The following is a 16,277-nucleotide window of genomic DNA, read 5'->3' on the forward strand; positions in this document are numbered from 1 at the left end:
ACAGGAGGCTACATGATATGAAAACAGTATTGTATGTTCCACTGGATGACCGTCCAGCCAATCTGGATGATGTTATTGTACAAGGGAAAGCAGCCGGTCTTCACATCGTTACACCCAACCTGAAGGATATCAAAAATCGTCTGGATACGGAAAAAACAACGGATGGCACGACCCTTCTCGGCACTTCAACGCCTGTTTACGGGAATCCATCGAAGGTTCATGATTTTATTCTGAAGCATGCGGCCAAGGTGGACGGCTTCATTATTTCTACCGATATGCTGGCTTATGGCGGCCTGATCGGCAGTCGTCAGCTTCGAGATCACGGCGGCGGTGCTTACCCGGCATATGACGAGCAAACGACTCGTCTGCTGGATGTCATTCGCATCATTAAAACAAAGTATCCACGCAAACCTCTATTTGTCATGGATACGATTATGCGGCTGGCAACAACTTCATTTGCAGGTGGTTTGGCGCTGGATGCGTATAATGAATCCCGTTCTCTGATGCAGCAGCCGCGTCAGGTTTATACTGAATTTGAAGATATCATTCAAGGATATAACGTTTCTCCAGAAGGTGAAGAGTACGGGGATACGACGTATTTTGAGAAAGAAAAATACTACAATACGAGACAGCACAAGTTTAAAACCAATCGTTACATTCTGGATCAGCTGGCTCGTACAGGGTATATTGATTTCCTCGCTGTTGGTGTGGACGATGCCAACACTCAAGGGGTGCAAATTAACGAGATCAAGTATGTCGAAGCACGAATCAATGAATGGCTGGGCGGAACGGATGGGCAGAATCCGGATCGTGCAATTATTTTGCCGGATGCAGATGGCTTGGGACATGCTCTGGTTGCCCGGATGGCGAATCAGCTGTTCAGAGGCGGGGCGAAGACGAAGTATGGCGTGAAATATTATGGCCCGCACGGCTCCACCATTATCAACACCTATGAATATATGGATGTACACCAGAATGTGGTGCATCATGTTGATATTGTCGGCGGTACATTGGTGGAGGATGAAGCCGACTCGGCGGTAGACATGGAGATTATCGCGATTACAGCACTCGATCAGGTGCAGGCGGCAGTGGAGCGCTTGGCGTTTAATGGGGAGCAGGGGCTGCCTTCGATCCTGATTGATTTTGTCGGTAAAGGGCCTGCGAATGTAGAGGTGGCGGAAGCTTTGCTGAACAGTCCGTATACGGGGCGAGTGCTTGGCTACAGTGCCTGGAATACACCAGGGAATAAAATTGGTCTTGCGGTAGGTATGGCGCAATCGAGATATGCGCTGACCACGACAGAGAAGCATGAACACAAGCTGCGTGACGCGATGAACGCGCATGGTTCGCTGCTGTTCAAGCGTTTCCTCAAAGATTACAGCTACAAAGCAGTAGCCATTGCCGATATTCGCACCTATTCACGCGCTCATGCACTATATACCAATGTAGCCACGTTGGCAGATCAGAATATGGTGCTGTTCAACTCCGAAGAGGATTACGCTCATCTGCAAAGTTTACTCCGTGATCTCATGCAGACGCACACGGCTGAATTGGCAAGCAAACCTGCCTTCCAGCAGGGCAATCCGGCAATCCGCCAGATCTGTGACGGGCAGTTGACGTATGTTGTTTACAACGGTGCGCTGCTGGAGTACAACAACCCTGATTTCATCTGGGGGCGTGCATTCGAAATTACGCTGAGCCCGCAGGTGAGATTGAACTAGGTTGGGTCAGAAGTTTTGATGAGAAAATAGCCATTTTGATTCGTCTTTTTACCGCCCAACCTCATGCTTTATTCGTGCTGAAGTCCACCGAAGCACCGTCCGCGCTAAAAGAAAAAGGCTGTAAGATAGTATTATCGGATGAATCGCAAGGGACACACCGAAAGCCCATACGCTAATGTACAGACCAGCCATTACGGCTGGTCTTTTTGATGCGGTGAAGTTGTCCTTGCATTGATCCGGTGCCCACATGGACCGCGGGGAAAAGGGGGATGTCCCAAGTTGCCGCATGGCTGCTGCACCATGGGGAGCGAAGTTACTTTTGCAGCAGAGGGGGGGCGAAATGAGTGTGTCCATGAGTACACGTATCAAAAAGACATTAAAGCACAAGCTGGCGACTCTTGTACCTGCGTGGGAGGGCCGTGTGCATGATGCTCCTGCTTCGGGAGAAGTACTTTCAGGTCCGTGCGCTGTGCTTGCTTTTGCAGAAGAAGTGCCAAAGTCAGCCTGGGCAGGGTATCGCCGCATCATCAAAATTTCTCCATACGCCCGATCAGAGGACGGTGGAGCAGAACAGGTTGAGGTCTGGTCGACAGAGCTGATCACAGGTCTGCATCAGGTACGGCTGGAGGATGGGGAAGGCGGGGCCTTTACTTGCATCTATCTGGGTTCCACGGACAGCGAACGCAGGGATGCCGAATCGGGGCTGGTTACGCGCAGCTTGCGTTTTGGCGTGTATGTTCCCGAACCTCAACGTACTGAACATGCTGATGCTGCAGGAGATGTTTGGCTTTCTGCTCTTCAGCGCTGGACGGTGGACGAGTTAGGTCCAGACTGGTCTGTGTACACGGAGCGCTGGCCTGGGGGATACCGGATGCCATCCGTGTTATGGCGTCTGACTGGATATAGTACAGCAGCTGTAGGAACCTCGGCGCTTGAGGTACGCAAACAGTGGGTAGGCCATGTGCTGACAGGCAACACAGTTATGACAGATCAGACGGTTGGTCATTTGGTCGAGCAGCTGGCGCTTCAATCACGGATAGCATTCCATCCAAGGGATGATCAAAGCAATGAAGCTAACGAAAGCATTGAAGGCAATATCCGTTATGTAACGGTTGATGAGGTGACAGCGGATATGCAGGCAGATGCATATTTAAACGGGCAGCTTCGTCTGACATTGTCACAGCGGATACGTCGTTCGGTTGCAACTGCACCGCTTATGCGAGAGATTCACCATAGCAAAGGGATACAGTAAGTGTAAGTCGAGAGGGGCCGCTATATGCGTTTGCGAGTGGCTTCAGATTTTTTTATTAGCAATTTCATAGATTGATAGGATCAAAAATTCATAGGTCAAAATAGTGTGTTTTTGAAGTTAACCAACGAGGTGAGAAACAGATGCCAGGCTCGGTGAACAAAAAGCTGCCAGTTCCCCCGCAATATACGCGGGCTGAACTGATGAATCATTCGGAAGCCCTCTTTGCCGTCAAGGCAGAGGTGCTGGCTGGTGCGCTGCACGAAGCGGCGCAGCAATCGTTTTCCATTGCAGAAGCACAGACAAGAATCAACCAATTTTTGAAAGCGAAGGTGAAGGAATAATGGCAGGTGGAACTTGGGAGCAAACGAATCGTCCGGTACTTCCGGGCTTGTATATGAATTTTCAGGCGGCAGCTTCGTCGGCTATTCAGGCGGGAAGTCGTGGCACGGTTGTTGTGCCGGTAAAGGCAAACTGGGGCCCGGTGGGCACGTTTGTAGAAGTAGGCAGTGAAGCGGCGATTGAGCGCACGTTTGCGGCTAACGCGCTGGATAATGGTACGGCGTATACGTCGCTCAAGCTGGCTTTGCTGGGTGGGCCGAAGAAGCTGCTCGCTTATCGGGTGGCGAGTTCATCTGCCAAAGCTGCAGCGTTGACGCTGAAGGATAGCGGCGGTGCGGATGTGCTGCAGCTCGATGCAAAGTACCCGGGCGACCGTGCGAACGGATTCTATGTGACGATTCAACCGGGCGTGATCGATAACACGAAGTTTGAAGTACGTCTGTTCGAAGGCAATCGCATGCTGTATGCGCTCCAGACAGCAGATGTTACGGCAGCGGCTCTCGCCAAAGAGATGAATGCGGATGAGCAAAATCTCTGGATTACCGCACAGGCCATCGGAGACGGTACAGGCGAAGTAGCTAATGTATCGGGAGCAGCTTTCAAAGGTGGCGTAAGCGGCAACGATGCACTGACCAATGCGGAATATATTGCTCTGCAAGGCGCGCTCGAAGGGGAGCAGTTCGATGTGCTGGCACTGGATCATGCGGCGGATGCAGCATTGCTTGCCAGCTTTGCGGCTTGGGTGAAACGGGTACGTAATGAAGGCAAGCCCGTGATGGCAGTCTTCGGTGGCTCCACAGCGGACGATACTTCCGCTACGGCAGCACAGAAAGCGGCAGCACGTTCGCTTACGCTGAATCATGAAGGTGTGATCAATGTCGGCACAGGCGTACGCCTGGGCGATGCTTTCTACAGTTCTGCACAGACCTCTGCTTATGTGGCTGGTCTGATTGCCGGACAGCGTCTGAATGAATCCACGACCTATGCGGCAACACCGTTTGATGATGTCACACGTCGCTGGACGCGTGCGGAACAGGAGCAGGCTGTGCAGAACGGCGTATTTATTTTCTTCCACGACGGTCGCCGGGTCAAAGCACTTCGCGGTGTAAACACACTGGTTACGCCTGCTGCCGGACAGAACAATGCATGGAAAAAAATTCGTTCCATCCGCGTCATGGACGCAATTAATACCGACCTGCAGCGCTCCGCAGAGGATACGTATATCGGGAAAGTAAACAATACCGAGGAAGGTCGTCAGGCACTGATTGGTGCGATGAAGGCCTATTTGGCGCTGCTGGCACAGAGCAATGTGATTGAGGCCGAAGGCTATGACGTTGTTCTGGACCCTGCATACTACGGCGCTGCACCTGTGCTGAAGCCTGAAGCGGATCAGGTATTCCTGCAATGGAATGTGAAGCTGACGGATGTGATGGAGCAGCTGTTTGGTACATTTTACGTACAATAAGGAAATGACCTGGAAGCAGAAGCAGGCGAGTAGATTCAGATTCATAAAATGAAATATCTCATGTTGAGCGATTGCGCTCAACCATCATAAGGAGGAAATATACATGTTGGACGCATCAAGAGTCATTCTCGGTACCCACGGTCAGCTGCATATCGACGGAGTGTGGCAGACGAATATTAACAAGCTGGAGGCCAGCGTTGAGATTGAGAAGCGAGAGCTGAATCTGGTCGGCAACGACTGGAAGGTTCACAAAAACGGTGCCAAAAAAGGCACAGGCACAATGACCGGTTACAAGGTAACGTCTGATATGATCCAGCGCGGATTCACCAAGTTTCAGATTATCTCCAAGCTGGACGACCCGGAATCATACGGACATGAAAGCGTGCTGCTGAAGGGCTGTATGGTGGATAAAATTCAACTGGCAAACTGGACGGCTGGCGAGGAAGTGCCGGAGGAGACCGGGTTTACGTTCGAAGGCTTTGAATTGCTCAATCCGATTGTGGCGAATTAAGTTTTGTAAAACTTTATTCATATAAGTTGAACTATTCATTTACACTCTAACGGAGAGGACAGAAAAAACCTGGAAAAGCGAAGCGATCGCCTGAAAGCTTTCTGAAAGAAAGCTGCATCGGAAGCATACACTTATCACCGGATTTTCCCCTTTGGAAAAGGGAATCCAAAAAATATGGGGATAACAGCGATTGGAAGGTTATTCTGTTATCGGAGTGGGCTGTGTAAAATATTTAGTTCAAGTTATATAACCTGTTCACAGCAAGCAAGGACATTGAAGCAGACCGAGAACTTCTCGGTCTTTTTGGTGTCTTGGGATGTTGGTGCCAACCGAGGAAACACGGGGAAACGCAGGAAATGCAGAAAATGCGGAAGCAGATCACACAGAAGAGAATACATGGAAAACCAAAGGAGACTACGACCGATGAGTATCAATGAAAATTTGTCCGAGGAACAGATTCTGGATCAATTGTTTGAAGCGGCAGAACGGCTACCGGAAGAAAATGTACGCATTCAGCGCCTGGACCTGCTGCTTACACTGCGTGGGCTCACATCCTCCAAAGTCGATCAGATTCGCGAGCGCTGTACGATTCGCAAGACCACCAAGGGACGCACTGAGGAAAAGGTGGATACGGAAACGTTTAATGCACTTCTAATCTCTGAGGCCACAGTAAAAATGAACGTCCGCGGACTGGAGCTGTCCGGCTGGGGAGACAGCCGTATCACGGGCCGGATGAAGCTGTCGGGTGGAGAGCAGGCGGTTCGCCGTATGCTTCTGGCGGGTGAGCTGGATGCTGTAGGTGATAAAGTGCTGGAGCTGTCCGGCTTCGGTGTGGAGATTGAAGACCTAAAAAACTGATTCACTCCGGCGGGATGACCACGTTCCTGTACCACATGTGGGTGCGTCATCATCTTCGTCCCGGAGAATTCTGGTCTTTGCCGCGAGGGGAACGCTCGCTGCTGCTTGCTTTTTCGGAAGAGGAGATGGCAGCGCTAAGCGCCCAGATGAATCGTTAATTCAAACAGGCAGGAGGTGAATAACATGGCAGAAATGATTATCGGTTTATCCCAATCGAACACACAAATGAAGACCACTCTTCGTTACCTGGATCAGATTCAGCGCTCTACGGATCGTTTAAACCGGGTTCGTTATCAGGGCCTGATCAAAGTGAATAATGAGCTGAGAACAACCGGGCGTAGATTGGAAAATATCTATAGCACCGCTGTAAGGTTGAGCCGTTTGCGCATCACACCTAGAATTGGACTGGATGACCAGCTAAGCCCGGCACTGGATCGTGCACTGACCAAGCTGAACAGCTTCCGCAATCAATTGGTGAAGGCTTCCGGCACGGTGTCGGTGGAGGTGAAGCAGAAGGTTGAAGTAGCAATGGGGAAAATGACCCCGGCGAGTGCCTCTTCCATGTCCGTTGTGATTGGGAGTCACAATACAAATACAACGATTAATAATGTGGCTAAAGAAGAGGATAAGAATCTGTGGGATAGATTTACTGAAGTCTTAGACGTAGCTAATAATGCTACTGATTTGATTGGAAAAGGGAAGAAAGCATGGTCTGATCGAAAAGCCAAAAAGAATAAAGCCGCCAATCCAAGCGCAAGTACAGAAGTGGCAGAAGGTAAGCAAGGTAAAAATCAAACACAAACCACTTCAGATGCAAATGCGGAAACGAAGCGTAACAAACCTTTTCGCAGAGGGATGGGGGGAAGAAGCGGAAGAGGTAGAGGAAGATCTACTTTCAGGACATCTCGGGCTTCCAATCCAGTAACAGCACCAACCCCGAAAGCATCGGAGCTTATTACCGATTTCTCTAACGCAGAAGATAAGAGACTGAGGATGGAATTCGAACAAAAATTAAACCGGAATAAGCTTGGCTTTGCCTCCGCATCACCGATGGGTATGTCCAACCTCTTCTCAGGTGATGGCATGATGGGTAAAATAGGCGGTGGCTTTGCCAAAGGGGCAAAAAGGCTGCTTGGTCCGATCAGCATGTTGGCGGATGTGGCTAACATCGCAAGTGCACCACCAGAGGAAAGAGGTCGGGCAGTCGGCTCTATGATTGGTGGAACAGCAGGCACGGCGATTGGCAGCGCACTCGGAACGCTGATCTCTCCTGTCATTGGCACATACGTAGGCGGAGCCGTTGGGGGCTGGCTGGGAAGCGAAGCGGGTGGCTGGATTGGAAGTAAGTCCGAGGCGATTGGCAACTTTTTCTCCCAAGCGTCAGAGGGAGCAAGCAAGGTGTTCACTGGTGCTGCTGATTTTGTCTCTGAGAAAACAAAGAGTCTGACCGAAGGCATCTCCAATTTCTTCGGCTTTGGTTCGAAAAAAGAAGAACAGACCACTCCAGCTGCAACAGTCGCTTCCTCACCTTCCGTACCCGCAGCACCGCAGATGCCACCGTCATATAGACCAGCAGCTCTGTCGATTACCGGGCCCGAAGCTTACATGAACAATCGATTGGGCTCATCGACTTCCGCAGGTCTTACAGGCACAAGCATGATGCAATCCCAAGCTATGGCACTGAATAACAACGCTCAGTCCAATGGCAAAGCATCTCCGATGACAGTGCATATTTCGGAAGAGCAGATGAGCAGCCTGTCGGGTTATCTCAAGGATTTCAAAACGGAAACGACCAACCAGATCGCTGTGAATATTGCGCCAGGTACGGTACAGGTGACGGTGCGTGAGAACGCCATTGATTATGATGCTGTGAGCCATCAGGTGGGGCAGCGGATCAGCAACGAGTTCCGTAAGGCGATGCAAAATCGCAAAACGATTATGGCCTAAGCAGAAAGGAGGCCGCATAAATGTCTGCATTCAAAGATGAAGCAGGACCTAACGAAATGACATTTACGTTGAAGGACGGAAGCACTTCATTTCAATTCCCGGTGAACCCGGAAGAAGTTAATATTTCCAGGTCGAAGGGATACGAAACGATCCAGATGCTGGAGCATGGCGAGTTTGATTTTGCGCAGGGAGAGAAGGTGAAGGAGATCACCTTCTCTTCTTTTTTTCCTAAGGAGTATGACGAGTCCTATTGTATGGTATCCCCGCTTCCCGATCCGCGCGTAGCCATGAATATTTTGAACACCTTTCTTATCTCGAAAAAGCCGCTGCGTTTCATCATTTCGGGGACCGGCGTGAATGTACCCGTGTTTCTGGTTTCGCTGAATTCGAGCTTTCGCGGTGGGGAGACGGGAGATATCTATTTCGACCTGACCCTGCGAACCTGGCGGGATTCCAAAGTCGAGAAGGTGGGATCAGGAGCTGCGGCGAGTAAGTCTGGTTCACGTACGGATTTGAAAAAAACGAGCAAGACCTACACCGTCAAAGCCGGGGATTCTCTGTCCAAAATAGCCAAGCTTGAGCTCGGAAACAGTTCCAAATGGAACGAGATTTACAAGCTTAACGCCAAAATCATCGGCAGTGATCCGAACCGGATCAAGCCGGGGCAAAAGCTGGTGATGCCATGACCTACAAGGTCATTGTCGATGACAAGCACGACATCACCAAGCTGGTGGAGACGATCACGCTCAAGGACTCGCTCGATCAGATCGCCTATCAGGCGAATATCCGGCTGGCGGTGTCGGCATCCTCCGGGCTGCCTGCCATCTCGCCGGGAATGGCGGTGCGGATCAGCGGGGTTCCTTTTGGCGAAAAATCCATGGTGCATCTGCTGCATCCGGCGGTCATCTGGGAAGCGGAAAGCTCGAATAGCGGGACCAAACGGCTGTCCCTCACGGTCTACGACCGCATGATCTATCTGGAGAAATCAGAGGACGAATTCCTGTTTCCCAAGGATCAGACCGCCACGCAGCGGCTCAAGGCATACTCGAAGGAGTGGAAAATTCCTTTGGCCTCACTGCCGGAAACCAAGACCAAGCTGGGCAAGGCGGTGTATCGGTCGCAGACGATTTTTTCGATGATATTTGCCGATCTGAAGGAAACCGCTAAGTCCGGGGGAGATATGTACCACCCACGGATGACGCCTGGCGGGCTGCAGCTGTTCAAGGTGGGCAGCAATGCGAAGGTGTATGCGCTGGATCGGCTGATCGACTTGACGCAGATGCGCACGCTCGAAGGCGCAGTCACCAAAGTGAAGGTAATGGCAGCGTCGGAATCCGGGGGCAGTGGGAAAGAAGTTCCTTCGAAGGTGCTGGCGATCGAGCAGAGCGATACCGAACAGCTGGGTACATTGCAAAAACTGATCGAGGACGATCAGGTGAAAACAGCTGCCGCCGCAAAGAAGTTGGCGAAAAGCAAGCTGACAGGTGTTCAGGAGACGTTTACCGTCTCGGCTCCAGATATTAATACGATTCGCGCCGGAGACGCGGTCACGCTCAAAGGCCTGAAGCTCATCGTCATGTCGGTCAGCCGCGATCTGTCGGCTGGGCCAGGTACGATGACGCTGGAGCTGGGCACGGCGGAGCTGGTGAAAAGGAGGTTTTACCTTGAATAAAGAAGATCCGTACGGGCAGTTTGCCGATGTGATGCGGGGAGCGATGAGCACGCATTCCCGTCAGGCCGTGAGCGGTCTGGGGGCGGTGCTCGGTACGATTACGGCATCCGGCGTGAAGCTGGATGACTTCAAGCATGAAGTTCAGGACTATCTCGTGGCCGAGCTGCCTGGGACATTACATTTGCCGGAGCGCGAGCTGGCTGGCACAATTTCTGGCATATCTGACGTGGCAAACGGAGGTACGACGGGCACGGGACGGTTTCTTTTGCAAAAAGGGGAAGTGGAAGAAGCGGTTTGGTCTTTGGGAAAAGGCCTGAAGGCCGGGGACCGTGTGCTGGCGATGCGGGTGAATGGCGGTAACGATATTGTGGTGCTGTGTAAGGTGGTGAGTGCCCATGCCTAGTTTATTTCCCGAAACGGGTATTGTCTGGGGAGATGAAGAGGACCTCTCGGGGGTTGCCTCCGAAGAGGTGCGATTTGGACGGAGCTGGCGTTACGACTATGATGCTGGTGATTTTGTACTGACTCCAAGCGGCAAAGTGGCCGCGGCAGACGCGCATGAGGCTTGGGTGCAGTGGTGTATCAAGGCAGTGAAAACCCCGCGCTATAGACATGTGATCTATTCCCGGGACTACGGCTCGGAGCTGGAGGAGCTTGTGGGTCAAGGAGACAGCCGCAGTGTGATGGAAAGTGAGATTGCCCGGATGGTCACGGAGACGCTGCTGGCTGATCCGCGTACAGATGCGGTGGACCAGTTTACGTTTGATTGGGATCGGGAGCAGTGCGTATTTACGTGCCGGGTGACGAGTGTGCAGGATGAGATGTTTATTCTGGAAAGTGAGGTGATCTGACGGGATGGCTGAGATTCCGCGTTATTTGGAGGACCAGACGGAGGAACAGATTATGCAGCGTATGCTGGATCGTCTGCCCGCGGATCTGGATAAGTCGGAAGGGTCGTTTTTGTGGGATGCCGAGGCTCCGGTAGCCTTTATGCTGTCTGAGGCTGCGCTTTGGGCGCAGGAGCTGCTGCGGCGTGGATTTGCCAGTACAGCGGCGAGCAGCGATCCGAATTTTCGTTCGGAGGAGCTGGATTTGCGGGCTGGAGAGCACGGGATTACGCGCAGGGCAGCGGTGTATGCACAAGGAACAGTGAGATTTGCAGGTACACCGGGGAAAGTTGTGCCCTTGGGCACGGTTGTGGCTACGCTCGCAGATGAGTTGTCCGGGGAAGCATCGCTCGAATATGAAACCGTCGGCCGTGTGGAGCTTGGTGAGGATGGCTTCGGGAGTGTAGGTGTACGTGCGCTTGTTGCCGGAAAAGAGAGCAATGTGCCCGCAGGCACGGTAACCGTGCTATCTACACCACTGAGCGGCGTAACGTCTGTGGTGAACACGGACGTGATCAAGGGCGGTGCGGACGTGGAGACGGATACCGCGCTGCTGGAGCGCTTTTATGCCAAAGTCCGCAACCAGGGGACAAGCGGCAACAAGGCACAGTATGTGCAGTGGGCCAGTGAAGTGCCGGGCGTCGGTGCGACGAGGGTGATCCCGCTCTGGCAGGGGCCGGGTACGGTTGGACTGTATCTGCTCGATACGGACAAACGTGCGGCAGGCTCCGATCTGGTAGCCGCGGTACAAAAGTATGTTGATCCAACGCAGGATGGACAAGGTGAAGGGGTTGCCCCGGCAGGGCCAGTGGTGACGGTGATGCCAGCGGAGGAAGTGCCGATGAACATTCAGGTGAAACTGACGCTGGCAAGTGATGCAACGCTGGCAGATGTCAGGGCATTAATCGAACGCGGGGTAACCGCGTATCTGAAGCAGCTTGCTTTTGCCGACCCGCTCGTTCGTTACACCCGCATTGCGGCGATCCTGCTCGACATCCCGCCAATTATCGACTATTCGGAGCTGACCGTAAACCGTGTAAGCGACCAGAATATCGAGATGAGCGCCAGCCAGGTGGCTGTGCTGGGGACGGTGGATGTGCATGAGTAGTGTGTTAACGAGTGAAAAGGGGCGGGAACTGTTCTCGTATTTGCCCCAGTATTATGAGACTTCGCGTGTCATGCAGGCCGATATGCAGGCCAAAGGCGTGGAGATGGATTTGCTGTATCAGGCACTGGACGAGACGCTGGAGCAGTTTTTTGTCCGCACGGCGACCTGGGGGCTGGATTACTGGGAGCAGGAGCTGGGCATTGAGACAGATCGTCTCAAACCTGTGGAGCAGCGGCGTGCTGTGGTGGAGTCGAAGCTTCGTGGTTCCGGGAAATTTTCAGGCAGGCAGGTTGCAAACGTTGCTGAGGCCTATGCCGGGGGCAAGGTGGATGTAACTTTTCAACCAGAAGTGTGGAGTTTTACGGTGAGCTTTGTCGATACGATGGGTATTCCGCCCAATATTGATGATCTGAAACGCGCCATTGATGAACTGAAACCGGCCCACATGGCCGTGGAATATAAATACCGTTATCTGGTCTGGGACGACCTCGACAACAAACAGATAACATGGGATGAACTCGATGCCGCGTCATTGACGTGGAATGAACTGGAGGTGTGGGCGTAATGCCAAAAGATACAGATCGATTAAATCTCCCCCTGCCTTTGGGGAATGAGAATGTGACCCGGGAGAGTATTAATGCGATTTTTGAGAAGATTGATGCAGGTGTTGCAACGCAAGACGATTTGGATGCGCTTCGCGAAGCGGTGAGCAAGATGGATATCCCCGATGCGTCCTTGACGCAGAAAGGGAAGGTGCAGTTGTCGAACAAGACGGATGGTACGTCCGAGACAGTTGCGGCGACGGAGAAGGCGGTAGGGGAAGTTAATATTATTGTTCGAAATCTAGAAGAAAGTCAAAAATGGGGGGCGTTATAGATGGCAGTAGTAGATAAAAGGTTGGCAAGAGCAAATTTTAGTCAAAGGGTAACCTTATATACTTGTCCTGCTAATACAAAGACTTTTGTGAAGGCAGTTAGTGTATGCAACCCCAGTTCGTCAGCTGCAACGTTTACACTAGTTATTGGAGGTATTGCTATAATTGCAAGTCATACAATTAATCCACGTGATACAATCACAATTCCGTTTCTGGATCATGTAATTGAGGCCGGCGATACGATTCAAGCCGAGGCCTCATCGTCCTCTTGTAATATCTATATTAGCGGTAGAGAGGTGACACCTTAATGCCTAATTTAGATAGCTATACATTAGAAGCTTTTAAATTAGATGGTCTTAGTCCAATGGAACATAACATTGGACTAAGTGAAATATACAGGCTTCAGTATAATGGTGTACCTCAAACATATTCATCTACACCAGTAGAAAGAATGGCAGTCAGTTTAAACTATATAGGTGGGAAAGTAAGGATTAATTATAGTATTTGGTCAGAAGGTGGCGTTATAGGAAATGCTAGGGTTTATTTGAACAACTATCCAATAGGGCCGGTTAGAACAACAAGTGGTCCAAGTTCTACTTTTACAGAAGACATTACATTTGATGCTGGAGATAAAATATCTATTTATATCTGGGTATCAACTGCGGGATCAAATCGAGTGTTTTTATCACAGGCTTCAATTTTTTCGAATTTTATTACAATTATAAGGGAAGGAGGGTACGGGCTAAATTGATATAATAATTGTTATTTCTAAGAATTTGAATCAAAAATAGTGAAAACCAAAGGAGGTGAACCCATGGAACGATGGGACACCCTATGGAAATGGGGAATTGCGCTGATGAGCAGCTCGGCATCCTACTTCTTTGGAGGCTGGTCAGGAGTACTCGGCGTTTTGCTTGTGTTCGTCATTCTCGACTACCTAACAGGCATCGCAGCAGCGGCGATGACCGGCAAGCTTGAAAGTAATGTTGGCATGTTTGGCATCGCACGAAAGGTATTTATATTTGCAATGGTATCGGTGGCTCATCTGGTGGACGGTGTTCTGGGAGACGGACATTTGTTCAGGGATGCGGTCGCCTTTTTTTATATCGCCAATGAGCTGTTGTCTATCATCGAGAACGGGGGCAAGCTGGGTGCTCCAATTCCGCCAGCCATTCGGCAGGCGATCGAGGTGCTCAAGGGGAAGGGTGGGGCTGGGGAATACCCCAGCAACTTCTCACCTCCAACCAAGGATTCTTTTCCGCATCCCGAACAGGATAAAACAGAGTCACCAACAACGAAAGATAACGTGAACAAGCATTAAATGCCTCAAGCTAAAGTTTTACTAAAATGTTTGCCTGAACTTGGATCTCGCCTGAACGTTTCCTAAGGTAAGGGCCTAAACCTTGGGAGTATCGCCATACTCTCCAGGTAATTCTCGCATTGCAGTATCTGTATTTTGAACCATGAACTATTGCTATCCAACTCCTGCTAGCGGACATTTAATTTTCCTCTCTTCAACTAAGGGACACGCACACAAGCGCTTTTTAACCCGTCCGCATTAACTATATACAAACGGCATGAGCCGCATAAAGGGTGTGAGAACTTTGCAAAACAGAACCTCGGGGAACACGCAGGGCATTGACATCTCCCGGTATCAGGGCAATATCGACTGGGCCAAGGTGAAGGCAAGCGGTATAACGTTTGTGTTTATCAAGGCTACCGAAGGGCAGACCTATGTTGATCCGAATTTTGAGAAAAATGTAGCGGGTGCGCTGGCGGCGGGCATGATGGTGGGAACCTATCATTTCTTCCGCGGAACAACTGCCGAGATCGCGAAGGCGGAAGCGGCGCATTATGCCAGTACGCTGAACAAGGTCGGGGGAGCCAAGGCGCTGCAGCTGCCGCCCGTGATGGATTACGAGAATAACCCCGGCAATCTGAGCAAAGCACAGATGAATACGGTGGCGAAAGCCTTTTTAACAGAACTGCAGCGACTCACAGGTGTTAAACCGATCATATACACAGGTAACTCCTTTGCCGGGAATTTTGATGCTTCCTTGGGAAACTACGATCTGTGGATTGCACGTTACAGTAACTCACGTGTGCCAGATGATCAGCCAGCGTGGAAGCGATGGACGTTCTGGCAGTATACGGATTCAGGGAAGGTAAACGGCATAACCGGTAACGTGGATATGAATGAATTTGAGGGAACGGCAGCACAGCTCAGGGCCAGATATGCAGCGACTACACCGAACCCGACCAATCCAACAAACCCGACCGAGCCATCCAACCCAACCAATCCTGGCAACCCGTCGAACCCAACGAACCCATCCAATCCGAATCCACCGAAAGGGGGAGAACCGATGACAGCTGAAGAGAAGGCCGCGTTTGATGCACTCAAAGCACAGGTTGACCGTTTGCAGGCACGTCAGCAGATGGAAGTTCCGGTTTGGGCGAAAGCCGCAGTCGATGCGGCACTGGCCTATGACACCAAAAATCCGCTGTTTAGCATAGATAACGGAGCAAGCTACGATTTTTATCGTTTTATTACCGTCATGTATCGTAGAGGTTTGTTTAAAAAATAAATCGAATCGGAATATAAGTTGAACTATTCATTTACACGTGAACGAAGAGGACAGAAAAAAACTGAAAAAGCGAAGTGGTGTGTGTAAAATTTCTAGTCCAACTTATATAGAACAGATCTGAGAAGGTGGAGAAACAAATGCAAGGAGCGCAGGCGATTATTGTCGAGCTGTGTTCCTTTTTTGTACATAATGTCAGTAAAAATGACGTGTCTGATAAAGTTAAAGACATAAGTCTCTAAATCTCTTGTTTAATTCATAAATGTAATGTAAAGTAAATTACACCAAAATGTTTTTCACCACGATTTTAACGATAAACCTCCCTCATCATGACAAAACCATAACATTCGAAGTTATTGTAGCGTCGTCAATCTGTTCTATTCTTTTCTACTCTTGTTTCTATGAATCTGACATCTCATGTAAATCACTCTGTTAAACAACCTATTTCAATGAATTGTACTTCAGCAAACTAAACCTGGTTACATGTCGTGGATCACCTACTGATCATCTTTACGTGTGTCTTTAGGTTGTTCCAAGGAGTACCTATCTTTCTACGCTTGATACGATAGGGTCATAGCTCAGTCATTAATTGACCTTAGTTTAAATAGGAGCAACACTCATTACGTGTAATCCGTCCGATTCGAATCGCTTTATAAGTGAATCTGAATTCTATAACGATCTTGGCTGCAATTTTTCAAAACTCTAAATCGGGTATCAGAGGCATCTAAAGCCTTTAATATATAAGTCAAGCTATGTATTTACACGTGAACGGAGGGGACAGAAAAAACCTGAAAAACGGAGCTAAAAGCTTTCTAAAAGAAAGCTGCATCGGAAGCATAAGCTTCGCCTTTATCACCGGATTTTCCCCTTTGGAAAAGGAGATCAAAAAAATCTGGGGATAACAGCGATTGGAAGGTTATTCTGTCATCGAAGTGGTGTGTGTAAAATCTTAACTTCAACTTATATACTGTACTTGCCAAAATTCGGAGTAATAATTTGTAAAAAAAATAGAGACCGTCATATGTTTCCTTGTACAATGGAAGTACCACCCACCATTACGC

Annotated in this window: 19 protein-coding genes; all 19 read left to right on the forward strand. The window is 50.2% G+C overall.

Features of this window, described 5'->3' with window-relative positions; genetic code table 11:
• Positions 1–17: 17 nt before the first annotated feature.
• The 19 genes from HNR77_RS21320 to HNR77_RS21410 all read left to right on the forward strand — a co-directional run bounded on the left by HNR77_RS21320 (position 18) and on the right by HNR77_RS21410 (position 15,219).
• On the forward strand, positions 18–1,721 hold the full coding sequence (locus HNR77_RS21320; protein ID WP_184188823.1) for a DUF4127 family protein: 1,704 nt from the start codon (positions 18–20) through the stop codon (positions 1,719–1,721).
• A gap of 340 nt (positions 1,722–2,061) precedes the next feature.
• Entirely contained in the window at positions 2,062–2,973 is a 912-nt protein-coding gene (locus tag HNR77_RS21325) for a hypothetical protein (RefSeq protein WP_184188826.1), read from the forward strand.
• 140 nt (positions 2,974–3,113) lie between these two features.
• On the forward strand, positions 3,114–3,314 hold the full coding sequence (locus HNR77_RS21330) for a YqzN/YkzM domain-containing protein (protein WP_184188828.1): 201 nt from the start codon (positions 3,114–3,116) through the stop codon (positions 3,312–3,314).
• The gene (locus HNR77_RS21335) at positions 3,314–4,777 is read left to right on the forward strand and encodes a phage tail sheath subtilisin-like domain-containing protein (protein ID WP_184188832.1); all 1,464 of its coding nucleotides are present in this window, start codon (positions 3,314–3,316) and stop codon (positions 4,775–4,777) included. The genes HNR77_RS21330 and HNR77_RS21335 overlap by 1 nt, the downstream gene beginning before the upstream one ends.
• Positions 4,778–4,880: 103 nt before the next feature.
• Positions 4,881–5,288, forward strand: coding sequence for a phage tail tube protein (locus tag HNR77_RS21340; RefSeq protein ID WP_110897169.1), 408 nt, complete (start codon positions 4,881–4,883; stop codon positions 5,286–5,288).
• 423 nt (positions 5,289–5,711) lie between these two features.
• Positions 5,712–6,146 (forward strand): phage tail assembly chaperone, encoded by a 435-nt coding sequence (locus HNR77_RS21345; RefSeq protein ID WP_184188837.1) that lies wholly within the window; start codon positions 5,712–5,714, stop codon positions 6,144–6,146.
• Between the two features lie 35 nt (positions 6,147–6,181).
• Positions 6,182–6,304, forward strand: coding sequence for a hypothetical protein (locus HNR77_RS30405; RefSeq protein ID WP_260410751.1), 123 nt, complete (start codon positions 6,182–6,184; stop codon positions 6,302–6,304).
• Between the two features lie 25 nt (positions 6,305–6,329).
• Positions 6,330–8,093: a hypothetical protein gene (locus HNR77_RS21355; RefSeq protein ID WP_184188840.1), complete on the forward strand. Its 1,764-nt coding sequence runs from the start codon at positions 6,330–6,332 to the stop codon at positions 8,091–8,093.
• A 56-nt stretch (positions 8,094–8,149) separates the two neighbouring features.
• Positions 8,150–8,779 carry a LysM peptidoglycan-binding domain-containing protein gene (locus HNR77_RS21360; RefSeq protein ID WP_184188896.1) on the forward strand — a complete coding sequence of 210 codons (630 nt, stop codon included), beginning with the start codon at positions 8,150–8,152 and terminating at the stop codon, positions 8,777–8,779.
• Complete coding sequence (locus HNR77_RS21365) at positions 8,776–9,765, forward strand: XkdQ/YqbQ family protein (protein WP_184188843.1); 990 nt, start codon at positions 8,776–8,778, stop codon at positions 9,763–9,765. Before HNR77_RS21360 ends, HNR77_RS21365 begins: the two co-directional genes overlap by 4 nt.
• Positions 9,758–10,168 (forward strand): hypothetical protein, encoded by a 411-nt coding sequence (locus HNR77_RS21370; RefSeq protein WP_184188846.1) that lies wholly within the window; start codon positions 9,758–9,760, stop codon positions 10,166–10,168. Before HNR77_RS21365 ends, HNR77_RS21370 begins: the two co-directional genes overlap by 8 nt.
• Positions 10,161–10,616 (forward strand): DUF2634 domain-containing protein, encoded by a 456-nt coding sequence (locus tag HNR77_RS21375; protein WP_184188849.1) that lies wholly within the window; start codon positions 10,161–10,163, stop codon positions 10,614–10,616. The genes HNR77_RS21370 and HNR77_RS21375 overlap by 8 nt, the downstream gene beginning before the upstream one ends.
• A gap of 4 nt (positions 10,617–10,620) precedes the next feature.
• Complete coding sequence (locus tag HNR77_RS21380) at positions 10,621–11,760, forward strand: baseplate J/gp47 family protein (RefSeq protein WP_184188852.1); 1,140 nt, start codon at positions 10,621–10,623, stop codon at positions 11,758–11,760.
• Complete coding sequence (locus HNR77_RS21385; protein ID WP_184188855.1) at positions 11,753–12,325, forward strand: YmfQ family protein; 573 nt, start codon at positions 11,753–11,755, stop codon at positions 12,323–12,325. Before HNR77_RS21380 ends, HNR77_RS21385 begins: the two co-directional genes overlap by 8 nt.
• Positions 12,325–12,636 (forward strand): tail fiber protein, encoded by a 312-nt coding sequence (locus HNR77_RS21390; protein ID WP_184188858.1) that lies wholly within the window; start codon positions 12,325–12,327, stop codon positions 12,634–12,636. The genes HNR77_RS21385 and HNR77_RS21390 overlap by 1 nt, the downstream gene beginning before the upstream one ends.
• A complete protein-coding gene (locus HNR77_RS21395; protein WP_184188861.1) occupies positions 12,637–12,942 on the forward strand; it encodes a hypothetical protein in 306 nt (101 codons plus the stop codon).
• A complete protein-coding gene (locus HNR77_RS21400; RefSeq protein ID WP_184188864.1) occupies positions 12,942–13,385 on the forward strand; it encodes a hypothetical protein in 444 nt (147 codons plus the stop codon). The genes HNR77_RS21395 and HNR77_RS21400 overlap by 1 nt, the downstream gene beginning before the upstream one ends.
• A gap of 63 nt (positions 13,386–13,448) precedes the next feature.
• Positions 13,449–13,955: a phage holin family protein gene (locus HNR77_RS21405; protein ID WP_184188866.1), complete on the forward strand. Its 507-nt coding sequence runs from the start codon at positions 13,449–13,451 to the stop codon at positions 13,953–13,955.
• A 274-nt stretch (positions 13,956–14,229) separates the two neighbouring features.
• Entirely contained in the window at positions 14,230–15,219 is a 990-nt protein-coding gene (locus HNR77_RS21410; protein WP_397367289.1) for a glycoside hydrolase family 25 protein, read from the forward strand.
• The last annotated feature ends 1,058 nt before the right edge of the window (positions 15,220–16,277 follow it).

This window comes from Paenibacillus sp. JGP012 (assembly GCF_014203995.1).
GTDB lineage: Bacteria > Bacillota > Bacilli > Paenibacillales > Paenibacillaceae > Paenibacillus > Paenibacillus silvae.